The following is a 19960-nucleotide window of genomic DNA, read 5'->3' as shown; positions in this document are numbered from 1 at the left end:
CAACAATCCTAATGCTTAAGGCCTTCTAAAGCACTTCCGGGATCCACCTGATGTGGGTTGCTTCCTGAGTGTTAATACCCCGTTTGGGGCGCAATATCGGCTAACTTTAGGGATAACTTCACCGCGAATGGCCGAGTCGGCCCCGCGAGCACCGGGAGAGGAGTGTCTGATAGTTCCCGTGGAACGTTTCTCTCTCGACCCCTATATCGACCCCGAGCGGTGGCCGCACCTCGCTGAGCTGCCCCGCGGCCGGTTCCTCGGCAAGCGATCCGAGGCCTTTCGCGAGCGGTTGGAAGAGCTATTGGACGATGAGGGGGTCTCCTTCGAATCCAAGGACGAGACCTACCTCGAGGTGCGCGACGGGCTCATGCTCGACCGGGTGGTTGCCCAAGGCTGGCTGGGGCTTGCGGAAAGCTACCTGATCGGGGAGTGGCGGGCTGAGCCTCTGGTCAAGGTGCTGGAAGTTCTCCTTCGCCAGCCCCTCGAAGCGCCGATGAATACCTTGCTGGCTGGGATCAGCCCACGAAAGCCGCGCCACGATTTTGGTTCGGTGCGCGCCGGCGAGCTGCCCGATGGTCTCGTGGAGCTGTACGCGGGAGCCACCCGTGCCACCGCCACCGCGCTGTTTGCCTCGGCCGCCCGCACCACGGAAACCGTTCAGGTCGACCGCAGGACCGGAGAGATCCTGGTGGACGATGAGGAGAAACCCGCCCCCCGCGGTGTGGCGGGCGTGACCAGCGGCGTGCGCCGCCGCCTCAGCAGGCCGGAGGAGCCCGTCAGCCTCGATGAAACCTGGTACCTCGAGCCCGCCGACGTGCAGCGCCAGGACCTCAACTCCGGGCAGCTGCGCCGCATCAACCTCATGCTGGACGAGGCGAATGTTGGCCCGGGTGACCGCGTCCTCGAGCTTTCGAGTTCCGGCGGTCAGCTAGCGATCCTCGCGGCCCAGCGTGGCGCCTCGGTGAGCGTGCTGACCTCCGATGAGGAGCACGCCGAGGTGGTCCGCTCCCGCGTGCGTCAAGCCGGCGTGGCCGGTGGCGTGCGGGTGGAGCTGATCAGCGGTCCAGTGCCCTCGCCACGGCAGTGGGCCGGCGAATATGACGCCATCTTCTCCACCGAGCGGCTGGAAACCCTGGGGCGAGGTGGCCTTGGACACTTCTTCCGGGCGGTGGACCGGCTCCTCGCGGACGGGGGCGTGGCCGTGGTGCAGACCCTGGTCGCCACCCCGCAGATGCGCGATACCGCGCGGGAATCCCTCGACGTGGTGCGCGGCTACATCTGGCCTGCGCTGGAATACTCGCCGGCGGCACTGATCCGCCAGCACATCTTCGCCGCCGGTCTGGACGTCGTCGCCGAAAATCACCTGGGGCCGCACCTCGCGGCGACCCTGCCGATGTGGCGTGCCCACTTCGCTTCCCGCGAGCGACAGGCTGCTGCCGCGGGCTTCGACGCGATCTATCGTCGACTCTGGGACTTCCAGCTCGCGCTGCACCAGGCTCTCGTGGACGCCGGCGACATCGACTGCATGCAGTTCGTTATTCGCCACCGCCATTAGCGCGAGGCGGGGTCGGTCGCGCGAGGGGTTGATGGAAATTTCGCAATTCACGCACACAGCAATGTCCTTTGCCTAAACTAACCATCTATATTCGCGCCCCACGATCCCGTGGAGCCGAGGCAGATGCCCGTAGACAAGGGGAGGACAGTTTGAGCACGCAGTGGAATCCGGACGTCATCGTCGTCGGCGCAGGCCTGGCAGGCCTCGTTACCGCATACGAGGCCGCAACGAGCGGGTTGAACGTCCTCATTCTGGACCAGGAAAACCGTAATAACCTCGGCGGACAGGCGTTCTGGTCCCTCGGTGGCCTGTTCTACGTCGACAGCCCGGAGCAGCGGCTCATGGGGGTCAAGGACAGCGAAGACCTCGCCTGGCGGGACTGGGAGAACTCCGCGCAATTCGAAGACACCCCGAACGACCGCTGGCCGAAGGCCTGGGGCCGGGAGTACGTCCGCTTCGCCGCCAATGAGAAGCGCAGCTACCTGAAGAACCTGGGGCTCAACGTCCTGCCCACCGTCGGCTGGGCCGAGCGCGGCTCCGGCGACGCCTCCGGGCACGGCAACAGCGTGCCGCGTTTCCACCTGACCTGGGGAACGGGCCCGGAGGTCGTCCGCGTCTTCCGCGAGCAGGTCGAGAAGCTGGAACAGGAGGGCCGCATCCGCTTCGAGTTCCGCCACCGCGTCGACGAGCTGATCACGGGAGCCGGGGCCGACGGGCGCACCCGGATCGAGGGCGTGCGAGGCACGGTCCTGGAAGCCACGGATCTCCCGCGCGGCGAGGCATCCTCCCGAACGGCGGTGGGTGAGTTCGAGTTCCGGGCGGCGGGCACCGTCGTCGCCTCGGGCGGAATTGGCGGAAACCTCGACCTGGTGCGCAAGCGCTGGCCGACGGACCGCTGGGGACCCGCCCCGGAGGACATGGTCACCGGCGTGCCGGCCCACGTCGACGGCCGCATGATCGGCATCTCCGAAACTGCGGGCGCGAACCTCGTGAACACCGACCGGACCTGGCACTACCCGGAGGGCATGCACAACTGGAACTCCATCTGGCCGGGCCACGGCATCCGAATCATCCCAGGTCCCAGCGCGATGTGGCTGGACGCTGCGGGGCAGCGGCTGCCCAGCACCCTCATCCCGGGCGGCGATAACCTCGCGGCACTGAGCCATATTGGGCGCACCGGGATGGGGTACAGCTGGTTCATCCTGAACAAGACCATCGCCGCCAAGGAGTTCATCTTCTCCGGCTCCGAGCAGAACCCGGACCTCACGGACAAGAGCGTAAAGAAGCTGCTCTCCAAGCTCGGCTCCGGCATGCAGGTCGCCGTGCAGGCCTTCATGGATCACGGCGAGGACTGGGTGATCGCGGACGACCTCAGCAGCCTGGTCAAGAAGATGAACGAGCTGGTCGGCCCGGATAAGCCGCAGGTCGACGAGGCCGAGCTGCGCCGCCAGATCGAAGATCGGGACAGTCAGATCGAGAATAAGTTCTCCAAGGACTATCAGATCAACTACATCCGCACCGCACGCCAGTATCTGGGCGACAAGGTGGTGCGCTGTGCTTCGCCACATGAGCTGATGGACCCGAAGCACGGGCCGTTGATTGCCGTGCGTCTGAGTGTGCTGACCCGAAAGACCCTGGGCGGGATCGAGACCGACCTGGCGGGGCGTTGCCTCCGCAACGACGGGGAGGTCCTGCCGGGCCTCTACGCGGTGGGCGAGGTTGCTGGCTTTGGTGGTGGCGGTATGCACGGCCAGAATGCGCTGGAGGGAACCTTCCTCGGTGGCTGCATCCACTCGGGGAAGCGGGTCGGCGAGCAGTTGAGGTACACGCTGCCTAAGTCGGGCGCCGGGGCGTAGCGCGGCCCTGCAGGGGCAGCGGGATGCGGCTTGCCGGGGCGCCCGGGTGAGTCCGACGCTCCGCCGTGGCGGGGTACAGGAGCTGGAGATAGATCGGAAGAAAGCGGTTGATGAAGATGTCACCTCAGAGCCCCAGCGCCAGCATCCGGCGCGACAACGCCGAGGGCGCCCCATGGCACGAGCTCGACGTGCGCCAGTGGCGTACCCGGGTAGCGGAGCGTTCGGCGGTTGAGGGGGTGCGCGCCGCCCTCGACCGCATCGAGGAGCGGGACGGCTTCATCAACGCCTTCAGCCAGGTCTTCGCGGAAGTTGCCCTGCAGGATGCGGCGTCGCTCGATCAGCTTGATCCCTCGGAGCGCGGCGCCCTCCACGGCGTTCCCGTTGCTATTAAGGAGGAACTCGATGTCGCGGGTGCGGTGACGAGCTTCGGCACCCGCGCGAACCACACGCCAAAGACCGAAGACTCCGCGGTCGTCGCCCGCCTACGTGCAGCTGGGGCGATCATCATCGGCAAGACTCACATGCCGGAGTTCGGCGCCTACCCGCTGACCTCCTCGCAGGGTTACGGGGTGACCCGCAATCCCATCGACCTGTCCCGAACCCCGGGAGGGTCCTCCGGCGGCTCCGCGGCAGCGGTGGCTGCGGGAATGGTGCCGATGGCGATGGGCGGCGACGGCGGTGGCTCAGTTCGGATCCCGGCTGCGATGTGCGGGCTCGTGGGGCTCAAGCCGGGTCGGGGAGTGCTGCCCACCGCCCCCTATACCGACCTGTGGAAGTCACTGGGGACGTCCGGCCCGATGGCGCGCACGGTGGAGGACATCGAGCTGATGATGTCCGTCTTGCAGGACGACGACCCTGCCCCACTCGGATCGGCTGGGCGCGCAGGGGAGAGGCCCTGGCGGGTTGCGTGGCTGGACCGCTCGAGCACACCGTTCATTCCGGTGGCCGCGGCCAACCGTGAGGCGCGAAAGCGTGCCGCTGCGCAGCTCGAGGCGCAGGGGGTGGAGGTTCGGCCGCTGTCTGCTCGGCTGCCGGATCCCACGCTGCCGTTCCTGATCCTTATGTTCGCCGGAATCCGGAGCGAAATCGGACTGCTGGAAAAGCCCGATCGCATCGAAAAGCGCCACCGACTGACGAAGCTGGTGGGCGCGCTCATGAGTCCGAAGATGGTCTCCTGGGCGGAGAGGAGGGCAGCCACCATTGGGCGCAAGGTCTCGGACATCATGGCCCGCGAGGGTATTGATGCGATCCTCACGCCGACCGTGGCCGACCGGCCACGCCGCGCTGACCTGCTGGTGGGGAAGGGGGCTATTCGCGCCTCGCTGCTGAGCATGCCTTCGATCGCCTACACCGCCATGTGGAATGTCGCGGGCCAGCCGGCGTTAGCCGTGCCAATGGGGCAGGGTAGCGACGGGCTTCCGACCAGCGTGCAAATGGTGGGAGATGTCGGCGCCGAGAAAAAGCTCCTGGACCTTGCCCGCGAACTGGCGTGACCCAGGGACTGCGGGGGAGATTTGTGTCTGCGAACACAGTTTCGCAGTATGAGAATAAGGGAATATTAAGTAATACTGGAGAGCGTTCGTATTTGTGATATTTACGAAAGAGGCTCTCGTTAGTGTCTTTAAAAAACACTTTTAAAATTGCATTATCCTTTGTGGGCCTCCTGGTCGGCGCGGGTTTCGCGACTGGTCAAGAGGTCATTCAATATTTCGGCTCCTTTGGGCTCTCCGCGCTGTGGGGCGCGCTGCTCGCCGGAGTCCTGATGACCATCGCCGGGGCAGTGATCCTGCAGCTCGGCAGCTACTTCCTGGCGCAGGAGCACCGCATGGTGTTCCGGAACATGTCCCACCCGGTCGTCTCGAGGTTCCTGGACTTCGGCGTGACCTTCACGCTGTTTGCCGTGGGCTTCGTGATGCTCGCGGGGGCGGGATCTAACCTGGAGCAGCAGTTCGGCTGGCCCGCGTGGGTCGGCTCGCTGATCATGCTGATTTTGGTGATGATCACCGGGCTGATGGACGTCGACCGGGTGTCCAGCATCATTTCGACGGTGACGCCGCTGATTATCGTCGCGGTGGTTTTCGCATTCGGTTACACGCTGTTCAACCTGCCGGATGACATGGCGGCGATGGGGCAGCTGGCCCAGGGCGCCGAATCGCCAATCAGCCCATGGTGGCTTTCGGCCCTGAACTACACGGGGCTCGCGCTGCTGCTGGGGCTGTCCATGGCCCTGGTGATCGGTGGTGCGAACACCAAGCCGCGCGAGGCTGGAGTCGGCGGTCTCGTGGGTGGTTTCATCTACCTGACGATGCTGATGATGGCGACCTTCGTCCTGCTCGCTAACTTCGACGTGGTCGGGGATTCGAGCGTGCCGATGCTGAGCATGATCGACCACATCAACCACCCGCTGTCCTATGTCATGGTCGTGATCATCTTCATCATGATCTACAACACCTGCATCGGCATGTTTTACGCGCTGGGGCGCCGCCTGACGGCCAACCACCGCGATAAGTACCGCCCGGTGTTTCTGGGCGTCTGCCTGGTGGGCTTCGGCGTCAGTTTCTTCGGCTTCGAAGCCTTGATGGCCAATGTCTATCCGATCATCGGCTGGGTGGGGCTACTGACGATCGCAGTGCTCGTCGCCTGGTGGATCAAGTCTCGCGTGCGCATCCAGCGCGAGGCTAAGTACCGCGAGCGCGCCACCGAACTGGTGAATAAGTTCCACGAGGGGGAGGAAGAGCTGAGCGACTCGGAGAGCCGCGAGCTCAAGAAGATCGTGGAGAAGTCCAACGTGGGCAACTACGAGCTCGCCGAGGCGTTGACCCGCGAGTCCCAGCCAGACGTTGAGGAGGATGATTCCGAGGACTCGGCTGACGACGATGCCGCCGAGGCGTCAGTGGCTTCCGAGAGTTCCGCCGACGATAAGAAGGGCTCGACGACGGAGGTCGAAAACTCAACCCAGGAGCTCATGGATGAGCTTGAGGTTGATTGGGAGCCCGGCGAGGATTCCGACTTGAAGGAGTCCAAGGACTCTTAGAGTTCCTAGGGGGGGGGACTGACGGCGCCCGCTGCATTAGCGCGGGGCCGGAGGGGCTTGGCGCAGGCCAGTGCCCCATAAATGCAAAGTGTCATAATGTATATTATCGGACAATAACGGCCAGGCTGTTTGCTAGTGGAGCTGGCGATGATCCCCGTAGCTCCGCGCCTCTGGATCGATCAGAAAACTCTTGTGTGCGCGTCACTACAGGTCTAGGATTATTCTGGTGAATCGCTTATTCGCGTCCCTGACGCAGAATCCGGCGCGCCTCGTGTCCGTCGGGTTCTTGGGGCTCATTGCGCTTGGCACGTTATTGCTTCTCATGCCGTTCTCCGCGCCCGACGGCGACTCAGTCTCGCCGCTCGAGGCCTTCTTCACAGCGACGTCCGCGGTGACGCTGACCGGGCTGGGTGTTCGCGACACCGGCACGGGTTTTACTGCCGCCGGGCAGGTCGTCATTCTGGCCCTCATTCAAATCGGTGGCTTCGGGATTATGTCCTTGACGTCTCTAGCTGGGCTCATCCTCAGTGGCAGGCTAGGACTGAAAACTAAGCTTTATACCGTCGCGGAGCGGCGCACGCTCACCGTTGGCAGCGTGAAATCCACCATTATCGGCGCCATCCTTCTCACAGTGATCTGCGAACTGCTTGTTGCGGGCGTCCTCACGATACGAATGTTTATGGGCGGCTATGTCGATAGCCTCGGCTCCGCTGCATGGATCGGTATTTTCCACTCCATCTCTGCCTTCAATAACGCCGGTTTCGGGCTGAACGCCGGTAGCCTCATTCCCTACGTCGGCGATGCATGGATCGTCCTGCCGATCGGCCTGGCGATTGTCTTCGGCGGGCTCGGCTTTCCTGTGCTCGACGAGCTCATCGCGAGGGTGCGCCTGCGCAGGCAGCGGAGGAAACCACCGCGGCTGTCTATGACCGCTCGGATCACTCTCAACGGCACCGCGGTGCTCCTCATCGGTGGCTTCGCGATGTTCTGGGCGCTCGAGCGTAATCATGCATTCGCCGCGCTGAGCAGCGGGGATGCTGCCCTGGCGGCAGTGTTTCAGTCCATTACGACCCGTACCGCTGGTTTCCAGTCCGTGGACTTTGGCGAGATGTCGCCCAATGCCCTGATGGGTACCGACATTCTGATGTTCATTGGAGGCGGATCCGGCGGTACCGCAGGTGGCTTGAAGATCACCACGCTCTTCGTGGTGCTCGCGGCGATCGTGGCAGAAATTAGGGGTGAAAAAGACACTGTCATCGGCGGTCGTCGCGTTGATCACACCGTGATCCGCCAGGCTCTCACTGTCGGCGCTGTGGCAGCAGGTGTCATAACATTCGTTATCGCGTGCCTCCGTACCTTCAACCCTCAGTTCAGCGCCGACCAAATCCATTTCGAGGTCATCTCCGCCTTCGCCACCGTCGGCCTCTCCACCGGCATCACCGCTGACCTCAGCGGTGCCTCGCAGATCCTCCTCTGCGTCCTCATGTTCATGGGCCGCGTCGGACCCATCACCCTCGTCGCAGCGCTCGCCACCACTACCCCGAGCAAGCACTACTCCTATCCTGCAGAAAGGCCCTACATTGGTTAACCCACTCGACAAGCTCCTCCCCAGCGCCCGCCCCATCGATTTGCCACCGGTCGCGATCATCGGGCTCGGCCGGTTCGGTTCCGCCATGGCCGAGGAGCTCCACAGCCACGGCGTCGACGTCCTCGGCATCGACGTCGAGGAGAAGCTACTGCACGACAATGACCCCCACCTCACCGACTCATTTATCGCTGACGCCACCGACCCCGAGGCGCTCAAGCAGCTCGGAGTGAAGGATTTCCAGCAGGTCGTCATCGGCATCGGCAGTGGCCTCGAAGCCTCGATCCTGACCGCATCCAACCTCGTGGAACTTGGGGTCAAGGACATTTGGGCCAAGGCAGACTCCGATGCCCACGCCCGCATCCTCACCCGCGTTGGTGTGCACCACGTCGTCCGTCCCGAACGGGACACCGGACGCCGCGTTGCACACCTGCTCAGCGGCCGTTTCCAGGACTACACCGTCTTCGATCAGGGCTACGCGATGATCACCCTAAGAGCTCCCAAGGAGCTGGTGAACCACTCCCTCAACCGGCACAGCCTGTGGGCGAAGCACCGCGTCCAGCTGGTGGCCGTGCACAGCGGCAACCAGTGGGCACCACCCTTTGCTGACCACCAGCTCTCCCCCGACGACGACGTCATCCTCGCCGGCGCGCCCGCCGACCTGGAGAAGTTCGGCCGGCGTTAGTTCCTAGTCCCGGTGCTAGCCCCAACTTCGGTGCTAGCCACCCGTCGCCTGGCGGATCTGATCAGCCATGATCACACCGGCGATGCTGAAGTAAATGATCAGGCCGGTGGCGTCCACCAACGTGGACACCACGGGCGTCGAGAAGACTGCCGGGTCCACGCCCAACTTCTTCGCGACCAGCGGCAGCACGCCACCCACGATGCAGGCCCAGGTACAGATCGCCACGATCGTCAACGAAATAGTGAACGCGACCTGCGGGTAGTACAGGAAGGCCAGAATCGGGAAGATCACCGTACCGAGGAAGACACCCAGCAGGAAGCCCACCCGAACCTCACGGCCGATGACCCGCAACACGTCCCGGGGTCTCACCTCGTTGACCGCGAGCGCACGCACCACGGAGGACGCTGCCTGCGAGCCCGCGTTACCGCCCGTACCGATCAACATCGGCACGAAGATGCTGAGCACCACCACGGCCTCGAGCACATCCTCGAAGTACTGCATCACGTTGATCGTGAGGAAGGCCGCCAGGATCAGGACGATCAGCCAGACGCCGCGCTTCTTAGCCAGCGTCATCACCGTCGCCGTCAGATAAGGCTCGTTCAGCGGTTCGGCACCACCGGCGCGGTAGGCATCCTCCGTCACCTCGGCCTCGAGGACCTCCATGGCGTCATCGACCGTGATGACGCCCAGAATGCGATCCTCGTCGTCGACGACGGGCAACGCCAGAAGGTCAGCCTCCTGGATCAGGCGAGCGGCGTGCTCCTGGTCGTCGTAGGCGGAGACACTGTGCTGCTCCTCCTCCAGCAACTCCCCGACCAGCGTGCCCTCGGGCGCGGTGACCAGGTCCGCGAGTTCCAGCATGCCGAGCAGCTTGCGCGACTCATCGGTCACCGCCACCGTGGCCAATGCGATCGAGTGATGCGGGCCGGCGGCGTAGCGCTTAGCGCGCGACTGCAGCTTCTCGAGGGATTCCTCCCGGGTCGCGTCCGGGGTCAACACCGTGGGCGTGGGCACCATCAGACGACCCGCGGACTCCGCCGGGTAGCCAAGCAGTCCGCTGGTCACACGTCGTTGGGAATACGGCAGGCCCTGCAGCAGGCGCGAGGCGACCTTCGCCGGCATCTCATCCAGCAGGGACGCCTGGTCGTCCGGGGCCAGACTCGCGAAGATCTCCGTGACGTGGTCGTCTCGCAGCGCCTCCAGAAGCTCGGCCTGGTGCACCGGATCCAGGTACTCGAAGACATCCAGGGCGCGGTCCTTGGGCAGCAACCGGAAGGCCACTGCCTGCTCCGCCCCGGAGAGTCGGCCAAGCTCCTCGGCCACCACAACGGACGAGCGGTCGGCGAGCCACCGGCTTACCGCGTCGAGGTCCTTATCGTCCAGCAGGTCTTCGAGAAAACGTGCGTTTGATGCCATATCAGTGGCTTCCCTTCTGGATGCTCGACCACAGTTGATAACAGGTCAGTGCGATCAGCGCGGCGCAGATCGCGGCAAAGAAGTAGTCAAGGCCAGTGCCATTACTCACGAGCCACCCGCCGAGCGCGAGCAGCACCACAAGCCGGATAACCCGGGACCACAGGAGAAATTGGGTATTCAATGGTGCTCCTAAAATTGACCGCGATCATTCTCGCGTACGTCGGGCGCGTAGACCTTAAGGCTTCTCGAACACGAGAAGCAGGTCGATCGTTCCTTCGTCAGCGATCTTGGCCGCGACGAACTCTGGGGTCTTGATGTTGAAATCCGAACGTTTGAACGGCACCTTGCCCTGGACGACAACCTTGTCCCCCGTGCGCAGCACCTTCAGCGGCGCACTGACCTTATTCGACTCGCCGCGGAGGGTGAGCTCTCCCGTGACGTCGACCTCACCGACGGAGCCGTCCTCCGGAATACCACTCAGATCCACCGGCTCGGTGATGCTGAACTTCGCCTTCGGGTAGTCCTCCGTGTGCAGGATCGAGCGGCGGACGTTGATGTCGCGCTTCTCCACATCCGAGGAGATCCCCGCGACGCGGACCTCGACCAGGCCCTCCGTGAGGGTGCCGTCCGAGACCTGCAGGTCGCCCTTGATGTTCTCCTCCGTGCTGTTATCCGCACGTCCGGAGGTGGTCTTCTCCTGCCCTGGCAGGATCTCACGGAAGGTATAACCAGCCTGGGTGTGGTTGGCACCGGCACCAGGGACGATCACCCAGTGGCCGTCCGCTGACGTTGTTGGCTCGGGTCCGCCCTCGACGAGATCGGCGGTCTGCAAACCCCGATCAGTGAGCAGCTGATACGCGATCGGCCCAACGCCGAACAGGAATGCCGCGATAATACCGATAACACCCAGAGTGATAATTCCCTTGCGCATGGCACCCAGCCTAGTGCTAAGCAGGGAAGATTAGGAAAAGGTGCGGCTTAAGCGCGTCCCGGGGGTTGGGGGTGGTTCAGCTGCTCCGCGCGGTGCGCCAGCCGCACCAGGTCCGTAGCCATGCCGCGCAGTTCGGCGGGTTCTGCGCGCTCGTCCATCGCGGTGACGAGATCCTCCGCTGCGCAGCGGAGTTCGAAGAGCTGATCCCCCAACTCATCCCCGGTGTCCCCTGGAGTCCCCGGCCGGGTGCCCGTGGGCGCGGGTGCGTCCGCCGCCGGTTGGCTCGCGCGCTGCTCGTAGGCCCGTTGGCGGCAGGACCGGCTGCAGAATTTCCGTGGCCTCCCCCGCTGCTGGCCGGGCATTTCCTCCCCGCACCATGCGCAGAACCCCGGCGTGTGGGGGAAGTCTTCGCGCGAGGTGGGGGTGCTCATGGCTAAAGATCCTAACCCTTTCGGGGAATCTGGGAACAAAACTCGCACCCGGTGCGTTATCTACATTGATGGCGCCCCGGAGGCGCCGCTAGCGAACTTCGGAAGTGAGGAACTAATGGCAGACCGCGTACTGCGAGGCAGTCGCATGGGTGCCGTGTCGTATGAAACCGACCGGGACCACGATCTCGCGCCACGTCAGATGGTGAAGTACCAGACTGAGGACGGCGAAATTTTTGAGGTCCCGTTCGCTGACGACGCCGAGATCCCGCAGGACTGGCTGTGCAAGAACGGCCAGATGGGCACCCTCGTGGAGGGCGAGGGCATCGAATCCAAGCCTGCGAAGCCACCACGTACGCACTGGGACATGCTTCTCGAGCGCCGCTCCCTGGAGGAGCTCGACGAGCTGCTGGAGGAGCGTATCGAGATGCTGCGTAAGCGCCGCCGCGAGGCGATGAAGCTGCTCAAGGAGCAGGAGAAGGCTTAAGCCCTCCCCTCGCCTCCGCACGAACAAAGGCCTGGCCACGCAATCAACGTGACCAGGCCTTTAGCGTTGCGCTTTTCGGTTAGCTCTGCAGCGCGCGCTCCACGGTGCCGGCGCCGATGCGCGCCCCCTCGCGCATGAGCTGGCGGACCTGGTACATGCGGTGGCGGAAGCCCCAACGGGTCACCTGAGCCATCGCCTCGCCAATGATGCGGCTGCTCATCTTGGACTCGCCGATCTCGCGCTCGGTGAAGGTGATCGGAACCTCACGAACGTCGGCGCCCTCGTTGACAGCACGCCACGCCATGTCCACCTGGAAGACATACCCCGCGGAGTCCACGGCGTCGAGGTCCATGCGCTCCAGCAGGTCGCGCTGGAAGGCGCGGTAACCGCCGGTGATATCGGACAGGCCAGCGCCCAGCGCCATGGAGGCGTAGATGTTGCCGCCACGGGAGAGGAACTTGCGGTCGGCGGGCCAGTTCACGGTCTTGCCACCCTTGACGTAGCGCGAACCCAGGACGAGCTCGGCTCCATCGTCGATCTTGTCCAGCAGCAGGTGCAGCTGCTCCGGGGCGTGGGACCCGTCGGCGTCCATCTCGCAGAGAACTTCATAGCCGTTCTCGATGCCCCACTTGAAACCGGCCAGGTAAGCCCCGCCGAGGCCGCCCTTTCCTTCGCGGTGCAGTACGTGGATGCGGGAATCGTCCTTGGACATCTGATCCGCCAGGTCCCCGGTGCCGTCCGGCGAGTTGTCGTCGACGACGAGAACGTTCACGCGCTCCGGCTCGGCCTCCAACAGGCGGCGCGTGATGATCGGGAGGTTATCGCGCTCGTTGAAAGTCGGGATGATGACGAGAGTCTTATCGCTGAGCTTCTTCATAATGTGATTAGTTTATCTGCTTTTCTTGCGCCGTGTGGGTCGAGACGCGAGGAAGGCCCCGATTATCCCCAAAACACCCGCCGCAGCCAGCCCCCATTCCACCCAGGGACCCGCAGCCACGGACGGCGTGATGCCATCGCGCAGCGGAATGTCAGCCTGTAGGATGTCCGGGCGGAACAGGCGGCTTTGGTCCACCACTTCCCCATCCGGCATGACGATCGCCGAGACCCCGGAAGTGGCCGCCACCACGACCGCCCGGTCCGTCTCGATCGCCCGCATCCGGCTCATCGCGAGCTGCTGGTAGCTCATGTCCGTGAAGCCGAAGGTGGCGTTATTCGTTGGGCTAGCCAGGAACTGCGCACCATGACGCACCGCGTCGCGGGCGCTGGCGTCGAAAGAGATCTCGTAGCAGGTGGACACCCCCACCTCGACGTCCCCGCGTGCAGCGGACATCCGCACCACGCCGGGCCCGTCGCCAGGGACGAAGTTGCCCGCCCGCTCGACGTTCTCGTTGACGTGCTTGAGGATTTCCCGGAAGGGCATGTACTCGCCGAAGGGCTGGAGGAACTTCTTTACGTGCTTCTCCCCCGGCCCCGGCTCGCTGCTGGTGGCCGGGCCCCAGGTGAGCATCGTGTTTTCATTTCCGATGACGGTGCCCACCATCACCGGAGCGTTGACTGCCGTGACCGCCGAATCGATGGCGGCGTGGGCATCCGGGTCCTTAAACGGGTTCACATCGGAGGAGTTCTCCGGCCAGATCACCACGTCAGGCTGCGGTGCCTCGCCGGTCGCGACCGAGTCCGCGAGCTCGTGGGTGCGCTGCACGTGGTTGTTCAGCACGGCGCGGCGCTGGGCCGCGAAGTCCAAGCCAGCTCGGGGGACGTTGCCCTGGATTGCGGCGACGTTGACCTGGCCCGCGGTGGGCTCCTGGCTAAAACTCGAGCCGTAGATCACGGAGGCCAGCAGCACGACAGCCACCACTCCCGCGTACTGCAGGCGGACCTTCGGGGCGACCGCAGCCCGGCTCTTATACGGCGGACGGGCTGCCAAGTAGATCAATCCGCCGAGCAAGACGACCAGGAAACTCACGAACGCGGAGCCACCAAGCCGGATATCGGCGGCCAGCGGCCCGGAAACCTGGCCCCACGCCAGCCGACCCCAACCGAAGCCCCCGAACGGCCAGTGGGAACGGAAACCCTCGACGGCGACGAAGAACGCCGCCGCGCCCACGATGCTGCGCCAGTTCCAGGTTCCGTTGCCCCAGCGCAGCAACCAGCGGGCACCGAGGCCAAAGAGCAAGGCATAGAGCGCCTGAACGATGGCGAGCGCGATCCATGCCGAGGCGCCGACGAACTCCCCGATCCAGGGCAGCAGAAAACCATACGTAGCCAGCGAGTTGAGGAAGGCTAGCGATACAGCATGCCGCTGCGTCAAAACGGCGAAGAAGAGTGCATAGCCCAAGGGGGCTGCCCACCACAGCCCGGTGGGCTCGTAGGAGGCGAAGACCATGAAGCCCGCAAAAAGGGCTCCCACCACCCGCCACGGTGAGGGAAGGTTAGCGAGCCACTGCTTCATCGGGCGCTATCGGTCCCGGCAGGGCCCTCGTCGCCGAATTCCTCGCTGCGGTGGTCAATGACCTCTCCCCAACCTGGGATGTTGCGCACCTGTGGGTCGCTGGCGCGGGAGGACATGATGAAGGACGCTCCTCCCAGGCGGGTGACCTTCGCGCGCAAGGCGGTGCCCATGGAACGCCGCGCCACAGAGCGGGTGGGCGGCAGCATGAACAGAATGCCCACAACCCCCGTCACCACGCCCGGCAGGGCTACCAGTAGGGCGCCGAATGCAGACAGCGCTGCATCACCGGTCAGCTTCCCCGGCGACCTGCGGTCCCGCAGCACGCGCACCGTCAGCGCGCGCATCTGCCAGGCGGCGATTGCGACACCGAGGATGAACAGCCCCAGGTACAGCAGGATCGTCCAGCCGAAGCCGAGCCACTTGCCCAGCAGAATAAAGGCCAACAGCTCCACGACCACGTAGAGGAAGAAGCTCCTGCGCATAAGTTTTTCGTGTCCTCCTAAAGACAATCAGCGCACCAGCGGCATGCGGTACCTGATAGCACTAACGCTGCAGCGGTGTTAGAGATTCCATCGTAGTCCCGGCGGTGGCAAAAGTGCTCTAACGCGGCGCGAGCCGCCACAGCCAACGCGGCACCAGCTGCATCACCGCAGCCAGCACGCGGAGCTTGCCCGGAATCCACACGTCGTCGCGGTTGCCTTCCAGGGCCTCCACGGTGGCCTTCGCAACCACGTCAGGGGTGGAGGACATCGGTGCAGGATCCATCCCCTCGGTCATCCGTCCGATGACGAAGCCGGGGCGCACGACCATCAGCCGCACCCCGCTGCCCCGCAGGGCGTCCTGCATCCCCTGGGTGAAGCCATCCAGGCCGGCCTTCGCGGAACCGTAGACGTAGTTCGGGCGGCGCACCCGGGCACCGGCGATCGAGGAATACGCCACCAGCGTGCCCGTGCCGCGGCGCTTCATCCGCTGGGATAGTTCCGTGAGCAGCACGGCCTGCGCGGTGAAGTCGGTGTGCAGCACCCGGTAGACCTCAGCACCGTCCTCCTCCGCGAGCTGCTGGTCTCCCAGCACCCCGAACATGGCGAAGGCAGTGTCGATTGGCCCGCAGTCCGCCTCCATCTCATCGATGACGCCGCTGTGGCTCGCGGTATCTGCCGCGTCGAAGAAGTAGGTCTCCACCCGCCGTGCGCCCAAGCCTCGTAGCTCCTCGGCCAGGGTATCCAGCGCTTCAGGCCGGCGTCCTGCCAAAAGGAAGGACTGCCCCGGTGCCAGCAGGCGCGCGATGTGCTCGCCGATCTCGCTGGTGGCGCCGAAAATGGCGATATTAGACATCGATAGCCACAACCCCTCGTTGCATCGCGTCCACGGCCTTACGCGCGGACTTCCTCACGTCGTTGGAATAACCGGTCATCTTGATCTGATCCAGCAGGTCCTTCACCCGACCACAGGCGCGGACGAAATCGCCCGGGGTCAGCACCGCCCCCGAGGCCTCCGCGGCCTGCAGGCAGTACTCCAGCGGTGCCCCGGCCACCCACTGGTGCACCGCCGTGGCGAAGCCCAGCTGGGGCTCCCGGGTGGCGGTCAGGCGGTGGCGTTCCTCGTCGCTGACCAGCTCCTTGTACACGCGCAGCGTGTGAGCCACCGCCTCCTCCAGCGCATCGGTCGGCAGCTGGGTGCGCACGGTGGATTCCCGACGGTTCTCAAACACGCAGGCACTCACCGCAGCGGCCAGCTCGGCCGGGTCGAGGTCATCCCACAGCCCGCGGCGGAGGCACTGGGCCACCAGCAGATCGGATTCGTGGTGAATCCGAGCCAGCTTCTCACCTTCTTCGGTGACCTTCGCCGCCGGGGTACCACCCTCAGCCGTCCAGGTTTCCACGTAGCCCAGCTCCTCGAGCAGCGCGATGATCCGGTCGAAGGTGGCGGTCAGCGAGTCCCCTGGCTGTTCGGACTCTTGCGTCTGGTATTCCCAGCGTCGGCCGGCCTTCAGCACCGACTGCGCCTTCTTCGCCAGCTCCTCGCGCTCCGCCCAGGAATGCACCGGGTGGACATGCAGCTGATTGCGCAGCTCCGCGGCCTTCTTCGAACCCCCGCGGGCGTGCGGGCGGATCTTCTTCGGCTTATCCAGGTGCATGCGCCGGAGCTGGGAGGCCACAGCCCGAGCGTGGCGCTTCGGCGCGCGCTCCACGCCTCGGTGAATCCTCATGTGACCGATGATCACCGGGGTGTTACGGAACATGTCGGCGGCGACGCGCTCTACCCAGCCGTCGTCGAGAACCAAGGTGGGGCGCGGATTGCGACCCGAATCAGAACGGACGACCACCGCGGTCACCGGGTTCTTGCCCGTCGGCAGGGCGAGCACATCACCCACGTTGATCGAGCGCAGCAAGTGTTCGACCTCTTGCTGGCGCTCGAGGGCGGCATCCCGCTTGGCTTGCCGCTCCTCGTGGGAGAGCGTGCGCCGCAGCTCGGCGTAATCCAAGACCTGCTCGGTGAGCTCGGCGGCGTCGGCCCGCTGTGCGGCCTCGGTGCGCCCCACCAGGGCCTCCAGTTCTGCGCGCTCCCGGTCGAAGTCCTGCCGCCGCAGCTCGACGGCGTGCGCGCGCTCCACGATCGTGTCATTGGCCTGGTACTGGGCGAAGGAACGCTCCAGGATCCGGTGGGCCTCGGCCCAACCCTTGGTGGCGATGAGGTTGACCGCCATGTTGTAGCCCGGCCGGAACGTCGAATCCAGCGGGTACGTCCGGGCCGAGGCCAGCGCTGCCACCGCATAGGGGTCGACCTGGGGGCTCCACAGCACCACGGCGTTGCCCACCGTGTCGATGCCGCGGCGCCCCGCGCGCCCCGTTAGCTGCGTGTACTGGCCCGGGGTCAGCTCCGCGTGAGCCTCCCCGTTGAACTTCGTCATCTTCTCCAGCACCACCGTGCGCGCGGGCATGTTGATGCCCAGCGCCAGGGTTTCGGTGGCGAAGCAGACCTTCAGCAGCCCACGGCTAAACAGCTTCTCCACGATGTGCCGGAAGGCCGGCAGCATCCCGGCGTGGTGCGCCCCGAAGCCCCGCATCAAGGCCCGGCGCCACTGGCGGAAGCCCAGCATGTGCAGATCCGCGGCCTCCAGCCCCGCAACGCCCTCGTCGATAATGTCGCCGATCTCCCGGGCCTCATCGGGGGTGGTGAGCTCCACCTTCCGGATCAGCAGCTGCTGCACCGCCTTATCGCAGCCGATGCGGGAGAAGATGAAGTAGATCGCCGGCAGCATCTTCGCCTGCTCCAGGTGGCGCACCACGTTCTCGCGCCGGGGGGCACGTTGATTGCCATAGGCCTCGGCCTTCCCCACGGCAGAAAGCAGGGAGCGGTTGATCGCGCCGGGGTGGTCCTCCCCCGCCAGGTGTTCGGCATTCTTGCTGAACAGCCGCATGATCTTGGAGCCGACCATCATGTACTGGGTCAGCGGGACGGGGCGCTTATCGGTGACGATGATGTCCGTCTCGCCCCGCAGGGTGCGCAGCCAGCCGCCGAACTCCTCCACGTTGGAGACTGTCGCCGAGAGCGACACCAGGGTTACGCTGTGGTCCAGGTTGAGGATCGTCTCTTCCCACACCGGCCCGCGCCACCGGTCGGCTAGGAAGTGGACCTCGTCCATCACCACGTGGGTGAGGCTGGCCAGCCGATCCGAGTCCGCGTAGATCATGTTGCGCAGGACCTCGGTGGTCATGACGACGATCGGCGCCTCCGGGTTGAGGGTGACGTCGCCGGTGAGCAGCCCGACATTCTCCTCGCCGTAGCTGGCGCACAGGTCGTGGTATTTCTGGTTGCTCAGTGCCTTGATCGGCGTGGTGTAGAAGCAGGCCCCGCCACCGTGGAAGGCCATGTAGACCGCGAATTCGCCGACGATCGTCTTTCCGGCACCGGTCGGTGCTCCCACGAGCACTCCCCTGCCCTCGGCGATCGCAGCGGCTGCGTCGAGCTGGAATTCATCGAGTTCGAAGTCGTATTCCTTCCGGAACTCTTCGACCAGCGTGGGGTAGTTTTTTGCGTTGCACGTAGCGCTGTTAGCCATATGTGTACCGAGTCTATCCGCTCGCTGTTGCTCACGCGTTTCAGGACGTCGGTTCGGGCAGCCGCTCAAGCCTCGGCTCGCCACCCATTGGGGTGAGGTGGTGTTTAAACGTCCTCGTCGAAGATCTCGGCGTAGTTGAAGGAGTTCCGCCGTCCCATGCCAGGGTCCGCCGGTGCCTGACCCGCGATTCCTTGGGAGGCCCTGACCGGCTCGGCCCGTTCGACTGCCTCTGCGGGAGCGACCGCGCCGGAGGGGCGAATCTCGGAACCAGGGGCGTCTGCCGCCTGGGCCTGCCGCTTATCCCGGCGCTTATCGTTGAAACGGATGATCAGGTAGGCGATCTCCATCATCAGGGTCAGCGCGCAGCCAAGCGCCAGCATGGAGAACGGGTCAGCCGGGGTCACGAAGGCCGCGAAGACGAACAGACCGACGATGATGTAGCGGCGCTTCGTCTTGATGCTGTCGTAGCGCAGCAGCCCCGCGAAGCTCAGCAGCACCGTGAACAACGGCAGCTCGAAGCTCACACCAAAGACGAGCAAGAGGATGAGGACGAAGCTGAAATACTCGCTGCCCTTCAGCGCGGTGATCTGGGCCTCTTCGCCAACCGTGAGGAGGAAGTGCAGGCCGTGGTGCAGGACCAGGTAGGCCAGCGCGGCGCCGAAGAAGAAAAAGAGTGTCGCGATCAGCGAGACCGAGACCGCCCAGCGGCGCTCATTCTTCTTCAGCCCCGGGGTGATGAAGCCCCAGATCTGGCCGATCCACACCGGAGCGGAGAGCACGATGCCGGCGATGAAACCGACCTTCAAGCGCAGCAGGAACATCTCGAAGGGGCCGGTGGCCAGCAGGCGGCACTCCCCGGTCGCGGCACCGAAGCGCACCTCGGAAGGGAGTTTGCAATAGGGCTCGCGGAGGATTTCGCCCAGGCTACGCAGCGGACCCACGTTGGTGCCGTACCAGAGGTAGCCCAGGATCGTGCCGATCAGGATGGCGATGACCGCGATAATGAGGCGGCGGCGCAGCTCCTGAATATGCTCGACGATGCTCATCGCGCCGTCGCTTGGGCGCTGGTTGGCACGGCGAAAAGCCCGGCGGCGGGGCCGCTGGGCTGGGCGTGCTGCCTGAGGGGTGTTACTCATGCGGAAAAGCGAAAACGCGCCGAAGGTGGGCGCGAGTTTCTACCTAGTTGCTGTTCTGATTCTGCTGCTGCGCTGGATTGACCTCCTGCGCCGGATTAGGCTGCGGCGCACGCTGCTGCTCGATGGCCTCCTGCCCGTTCTGCTCTGGGTTATCGGTGCGCATCTCGTCCATCTCGGACTTGAAGATGCGCATCGAACGGCCGAGGGAACGGGCGGCGTTCGGCAGGCGGGATGCGCCGAACACGAGAAGGACAACCAGCAACAGGATGAGGATGTGGCTACCAGAGAGCATGAAGGTTTTTGCCTTTCAGGACCTGCGTTAAAAATCTCAG

18 protein-coding genes are annotated in these 19960 nt (G+C 64.7%); 7 read left to right on the top strand and 11 right to left on the bottom strand.

The features are described from left to right. Positions 1–52: 52 nt before the first annotated feature. From HMPREF3088_RS07350 to HMPREF3088_RS07330, 6 genes are all read left to right on the top strand, one after another. Positions 53–1555 carry a class I SAM-dependent methyltransferase gene (locus HMPREF3088_RS07350; protein WP_070759121.1) on the top strand — a complete coding sequence of 501 codons (1503 nt, stop codon included), beginning with the start codon at positions 53–55 and terminating at the stop codon, positions 1553–1555. A gap of 149 nt (positions 1556–1704) precedes the next feature. Continuing rightward, complete coding sequence (locus HMPREF3088_RS07345; protein ID WP_070759120.1) at positions 1705–3411, top strand: FAD-binding dehydrogenase; 1707 nt, start codon at positions 1705–1707, stop codon at positions 3409–3411. A 110-nt stretch (positions 3412–3521) separates the two neighbouring features. Beyond that, the gene (locus tag HMPREF3088_RS07340) at positions 3522–4904 is read left to right on the top strand and encodes an amidase family protein (RefSeq protein ID WP_246818110.1); all 1383 of its coding nucleotides are present in this window, start codon (positions 3522–3524) and stop codon (positions 4902–4904) included. Positions 4905–5026: 122 nt separating this feature from the next. Beyond that, the gene (locus HMPREF3088_RS07335; protein ID WP_070759119.1) at positions 5027–6445 is read left to right on the top strand and encodes a YkvI family membrane protein; all 1419 of its coding nucleotides are present in this window, start codon (positions 5027–5029) and stop codon (positions 6443–6445) included. A 226-nt stretch (positions 6446–6671) separates the two neighbouring features. Beyond that, positions 6672–8033, top strand: a complete 1362-nt coding sequence (locus tag HMPREF3088_RS10725; protein WP_083317358.1) for a TrkH family potassium uptake protein — start codon at positions 6672–6674, stop codon at positions 8031–8033. After that, a complete protein-coding gene (locus tag HMPREF3088_RS07330; RefSeq protein ID WP_246818109.1) occupies positions 8026–8715 on the top strand; it encodes a potassium channel family protein in 690 nt (229 codons plus the stop codon). The genes HMPREF3088_RS10725 and HMPREF3088_RS07330 overlap by 8 nt, the downstream gene beginning before the upstream one ends. A 33-nt stretch (positions 8716–8748) precedes the next feature. On the opposite strand, the gene mgtE is transcribed toward HMPREF3088_RS07330, so the two are convergent. Genes mgtE through HMPREF3088_RS07310 form a run of 4 tightly spaced genes read right to left on the bottom strand, consistent with a single transcriptional unit; the run spans position 8749 to position 11493 of the window. Next, on the bottom strand, positions 8749–10131 hold the full coding sequence (gene mgtE / locus HMPREF3088_RS07325) for a magnesium transporter (RefSeq protein WP_070759117.1): 1383 nt from the start codon (positions 10129–10131) through the stop codon (positions 8749–8751). A gap of 1 nt (position 10132) precedes the next feature. After that, positions 10133–10312, bottom strand: coding sequence for a hypothetical protein (locus HMPREF3088_RS07320; RefSeq protein WP_070759116.1), 180 nt, complete (start codon positions 10310–10312; stop codon positions 10133–10135). A 54-nt stretch (positions 10313–10366) separates the two neighbouring features. Further along, positions 10367–11062, bottom strand: coding sequence for a YceI family protein (locus HMPREF3088_RS07315; RefSeq protein WP_070759115.1), 696 nt, complete (start codon positions 11060–11062; stop codon positions 10367–10369). 47 nt (positions 11063–11109) lie between these two features. Next, on the bottom strand, positions 11110–11493 hold the full coding sequence (locus HMPREF3088_RS07310; RefSeq protein ID WP_070759114.1) for a hypothetical protein: 384 nt from the start codon (positions 11491–11493) through the stop codon (positions 11110–11112). A gap of 115 nt (positions 11494–11608) precedes the next feature. Between HMPREF3088_RS07310 and HMPREF3088_RS07305 the strand changes: the two genes are divergently transcribed. Then, complete coding sequence (locus HMPREF3088_RS07305; RefSeq protein ID WP_168167047.1) at positions 11609–11977, top strand: RNA polymerase-binding protein RbpA; 369 nt, start codon at positions 11609–11611, stop codon at positions 11975–11977. A 79-nt stretch (positions 11978–12056) separates the two neighbouring features. Here the strand turns inward: HMPREF3088_RS07305 and HMPREF3088_RS07300 are convergent, their stop codons facing one another. The 7 genes from HMPREF3088_RS07300 to tatA form a co-directional block, all read right to left on the bottom strand. After that, on the bottom strand, positions 12057–12854 hold the full coding sequence (locus HMPREF3088_RS07300; protein WP_070759112.1) for a polyprenol monophosphomannose synthase: 798 nt from the start codon (positions 12852–12854) through the stop codon (positions 12057–12059). Between the two features lie 12 nt (positions 12855–12866). Then, positions 12867–14429 (bottom strand): apolipoprotein N-acyltransferase, encoded by a 1563-nt coding sequence (lnt, locus tag HMPREF3088_RS07295; protein WP_371441315.1) that lies wholly within the window; start codon positions 14427–14429, stop codon positions 12867–12869. Next, entirely contained in the window at positions 14426–14911 is a 486-nt protein-coding gene (locus HMPREF3088_RS07290; protein WP_070759111.1) for an FxsA family protein, read from the bottom strand. Before HMPREF3088_RS07290 ends, lnt begins: the two co-directional genes overlap by 4 nt. 118 nt (positions 14912–15029) lie before the next feature. Then, positions 15030–15764: an SDR family NAD(P)-dependent oxidoreductase gene (locus tag HMPREF3088_RS07285; protein ID WP_070759110.1), complete on the bottom strand. Its 735-nt coding sequence runs from the start codon at positions 15762–15764 to the stop codon at positions 15030–15032. After that, complete coding sequence (locus HMPREF3088_RS07280; protein ID WP_070759109.1) at positions 15757–18492, bottom strand: DEAD/DEAH box helicase; 2736 nt, start codon at positions 18490–18492, stop codon at positions 15757–15759. The genes HMPREF3088_RS07285 and HMPREF3088_RS07280 overlap by 8 nt, the downstream gene beginning before the upstream one ends. 104 nt (positions 18493–18596) lie before the next feature. Further along, positions 18597–19628 carry a twin-arginine translocase subunit TatC gene (tatC, locus tag HMPREF3088_RS07275; protein WP_070759108.1) on the bottom strand — a complete coding sequence of 344 codons (1032 nt, stop codon included), beginning with the start codon at positions 19626–19628 and terminating at the stop codon, positions 18597–18599. A gap of 43 nt (positions 19629–19671) precedes the next feature. Next, complete coding sequence (tatA, locus tag HMPREF3088_RS07270) at positions 19672–19920, bottom strand: Sec-independent protein translocase subunit TatA (RefSeq protein ID WP_070759107.1); 249 nt, start codon at positions 19918–19920, stop codon at positions 19672–19674. Positions 19921–19960: the final 40 nt, after the last annotated feature.

Source organism: Corynebacterium sp. HMSC22B11 (genome assembly GCF_001815965.1).
In the GTDB taxonomy this organism is placed as follows: Bacteria; Actinomycetota; Actinomycetes; order Mycobacteriales; family Mycobacteriaceae; genus Corynebacterium.
The sequence above is the reverse complement of the archived record's forward strand: the minus strand, read 5'-3'. Positions and strand labels throughout refer to the sequence as shown.

Bases quoted from the DNA above. Each gene is read 5' to 3' on its own strand.
- HMPREF3088_RS07305 (WP_168167047.1), top strand. From the start codon at position 11,609: ATGGCAGACCGCGTACTGCGAGGCAGTCGCATGGGTGCCGTGTCGTAT.
- HMPREF3088_RS07280 (WP_070759109.1), bottom strand. From the start codon at position 18,492: ATGGCTAACAGCGCTACGTGCAACGCAAAAAACTACCCCACGCTGGTC.
- HMPREF3088_RS07300 (WP_070759112.1), bottom strand. From the start codon at position 12,854: ATGAAGAAGCTCAGCGATAAGACTCTCGTCATCATCCCGACTTTCAAC.
- HMPREF3088_RS07285 (WP_070759110.1), bottom strand. From the start codon at position 15,764: ATGTCTAATATCGCCATTTTCGGCGCCACCAGCGAGATCGGCGAGCAC.
- HMPREF3088_RS07315 (WP_070759115.1), bottom strand. From the start codon at position 11,062: ATGCGCAAGGGAATTATCACTCTGGGTGTTATCGGTATTATCGCGGCA.
- HMPREF3088_RS07310 (WP_070759114.1), bottom strand. From the start codon at position 11,493: ATGAGCACCCCCACCTCGCGCGAAGACTTCCCCCACACGCCGGGGTTC.
- mgtE (WP_070759117.1), bottom strand. From the start codon at position 10,131: ATGGCATCAAACGCACGTTTTCTCGAAGACCTGCTGGACGATAAGGAC.
- tatA (WP_070759107.1), bottom strand. From the start codon at position 19,920: ATGCTCTCTGGTAGCCACATCCTCATCCTGTTGCTGGTTGTCCTTCTC.
- HMPREF3088_RS07290 (WP_070759111.1), bottom strand. From the start codon at position 14,911: ATGCGCAGGAGCTTCTTCCTCTACGTGGTCGTGGAGCTGTTGGCCTTT.
- tatC (WP_070759108.1), bottom strand. From the start codon at position 19,628: ATGAGTAACACCCCTCAGGCAGCACGCCCAGCCCAGCGGCCCCGCCGC.
- lnt (WP_371441315.1), bottom strand. From the start codon at position 14,429: ATGAAGCAGTGGCTCGCTAACCTTCCCTCACCGTGGCGGGTGGTGGGA.
- HMPREF3088_RS07340 (WP_246818110.1), top strand. From the start codon at position 3,522: ATGAAGATGTCACCTCAGAGCCCCAGCGCCAGCATCCGGCGCGACAAC.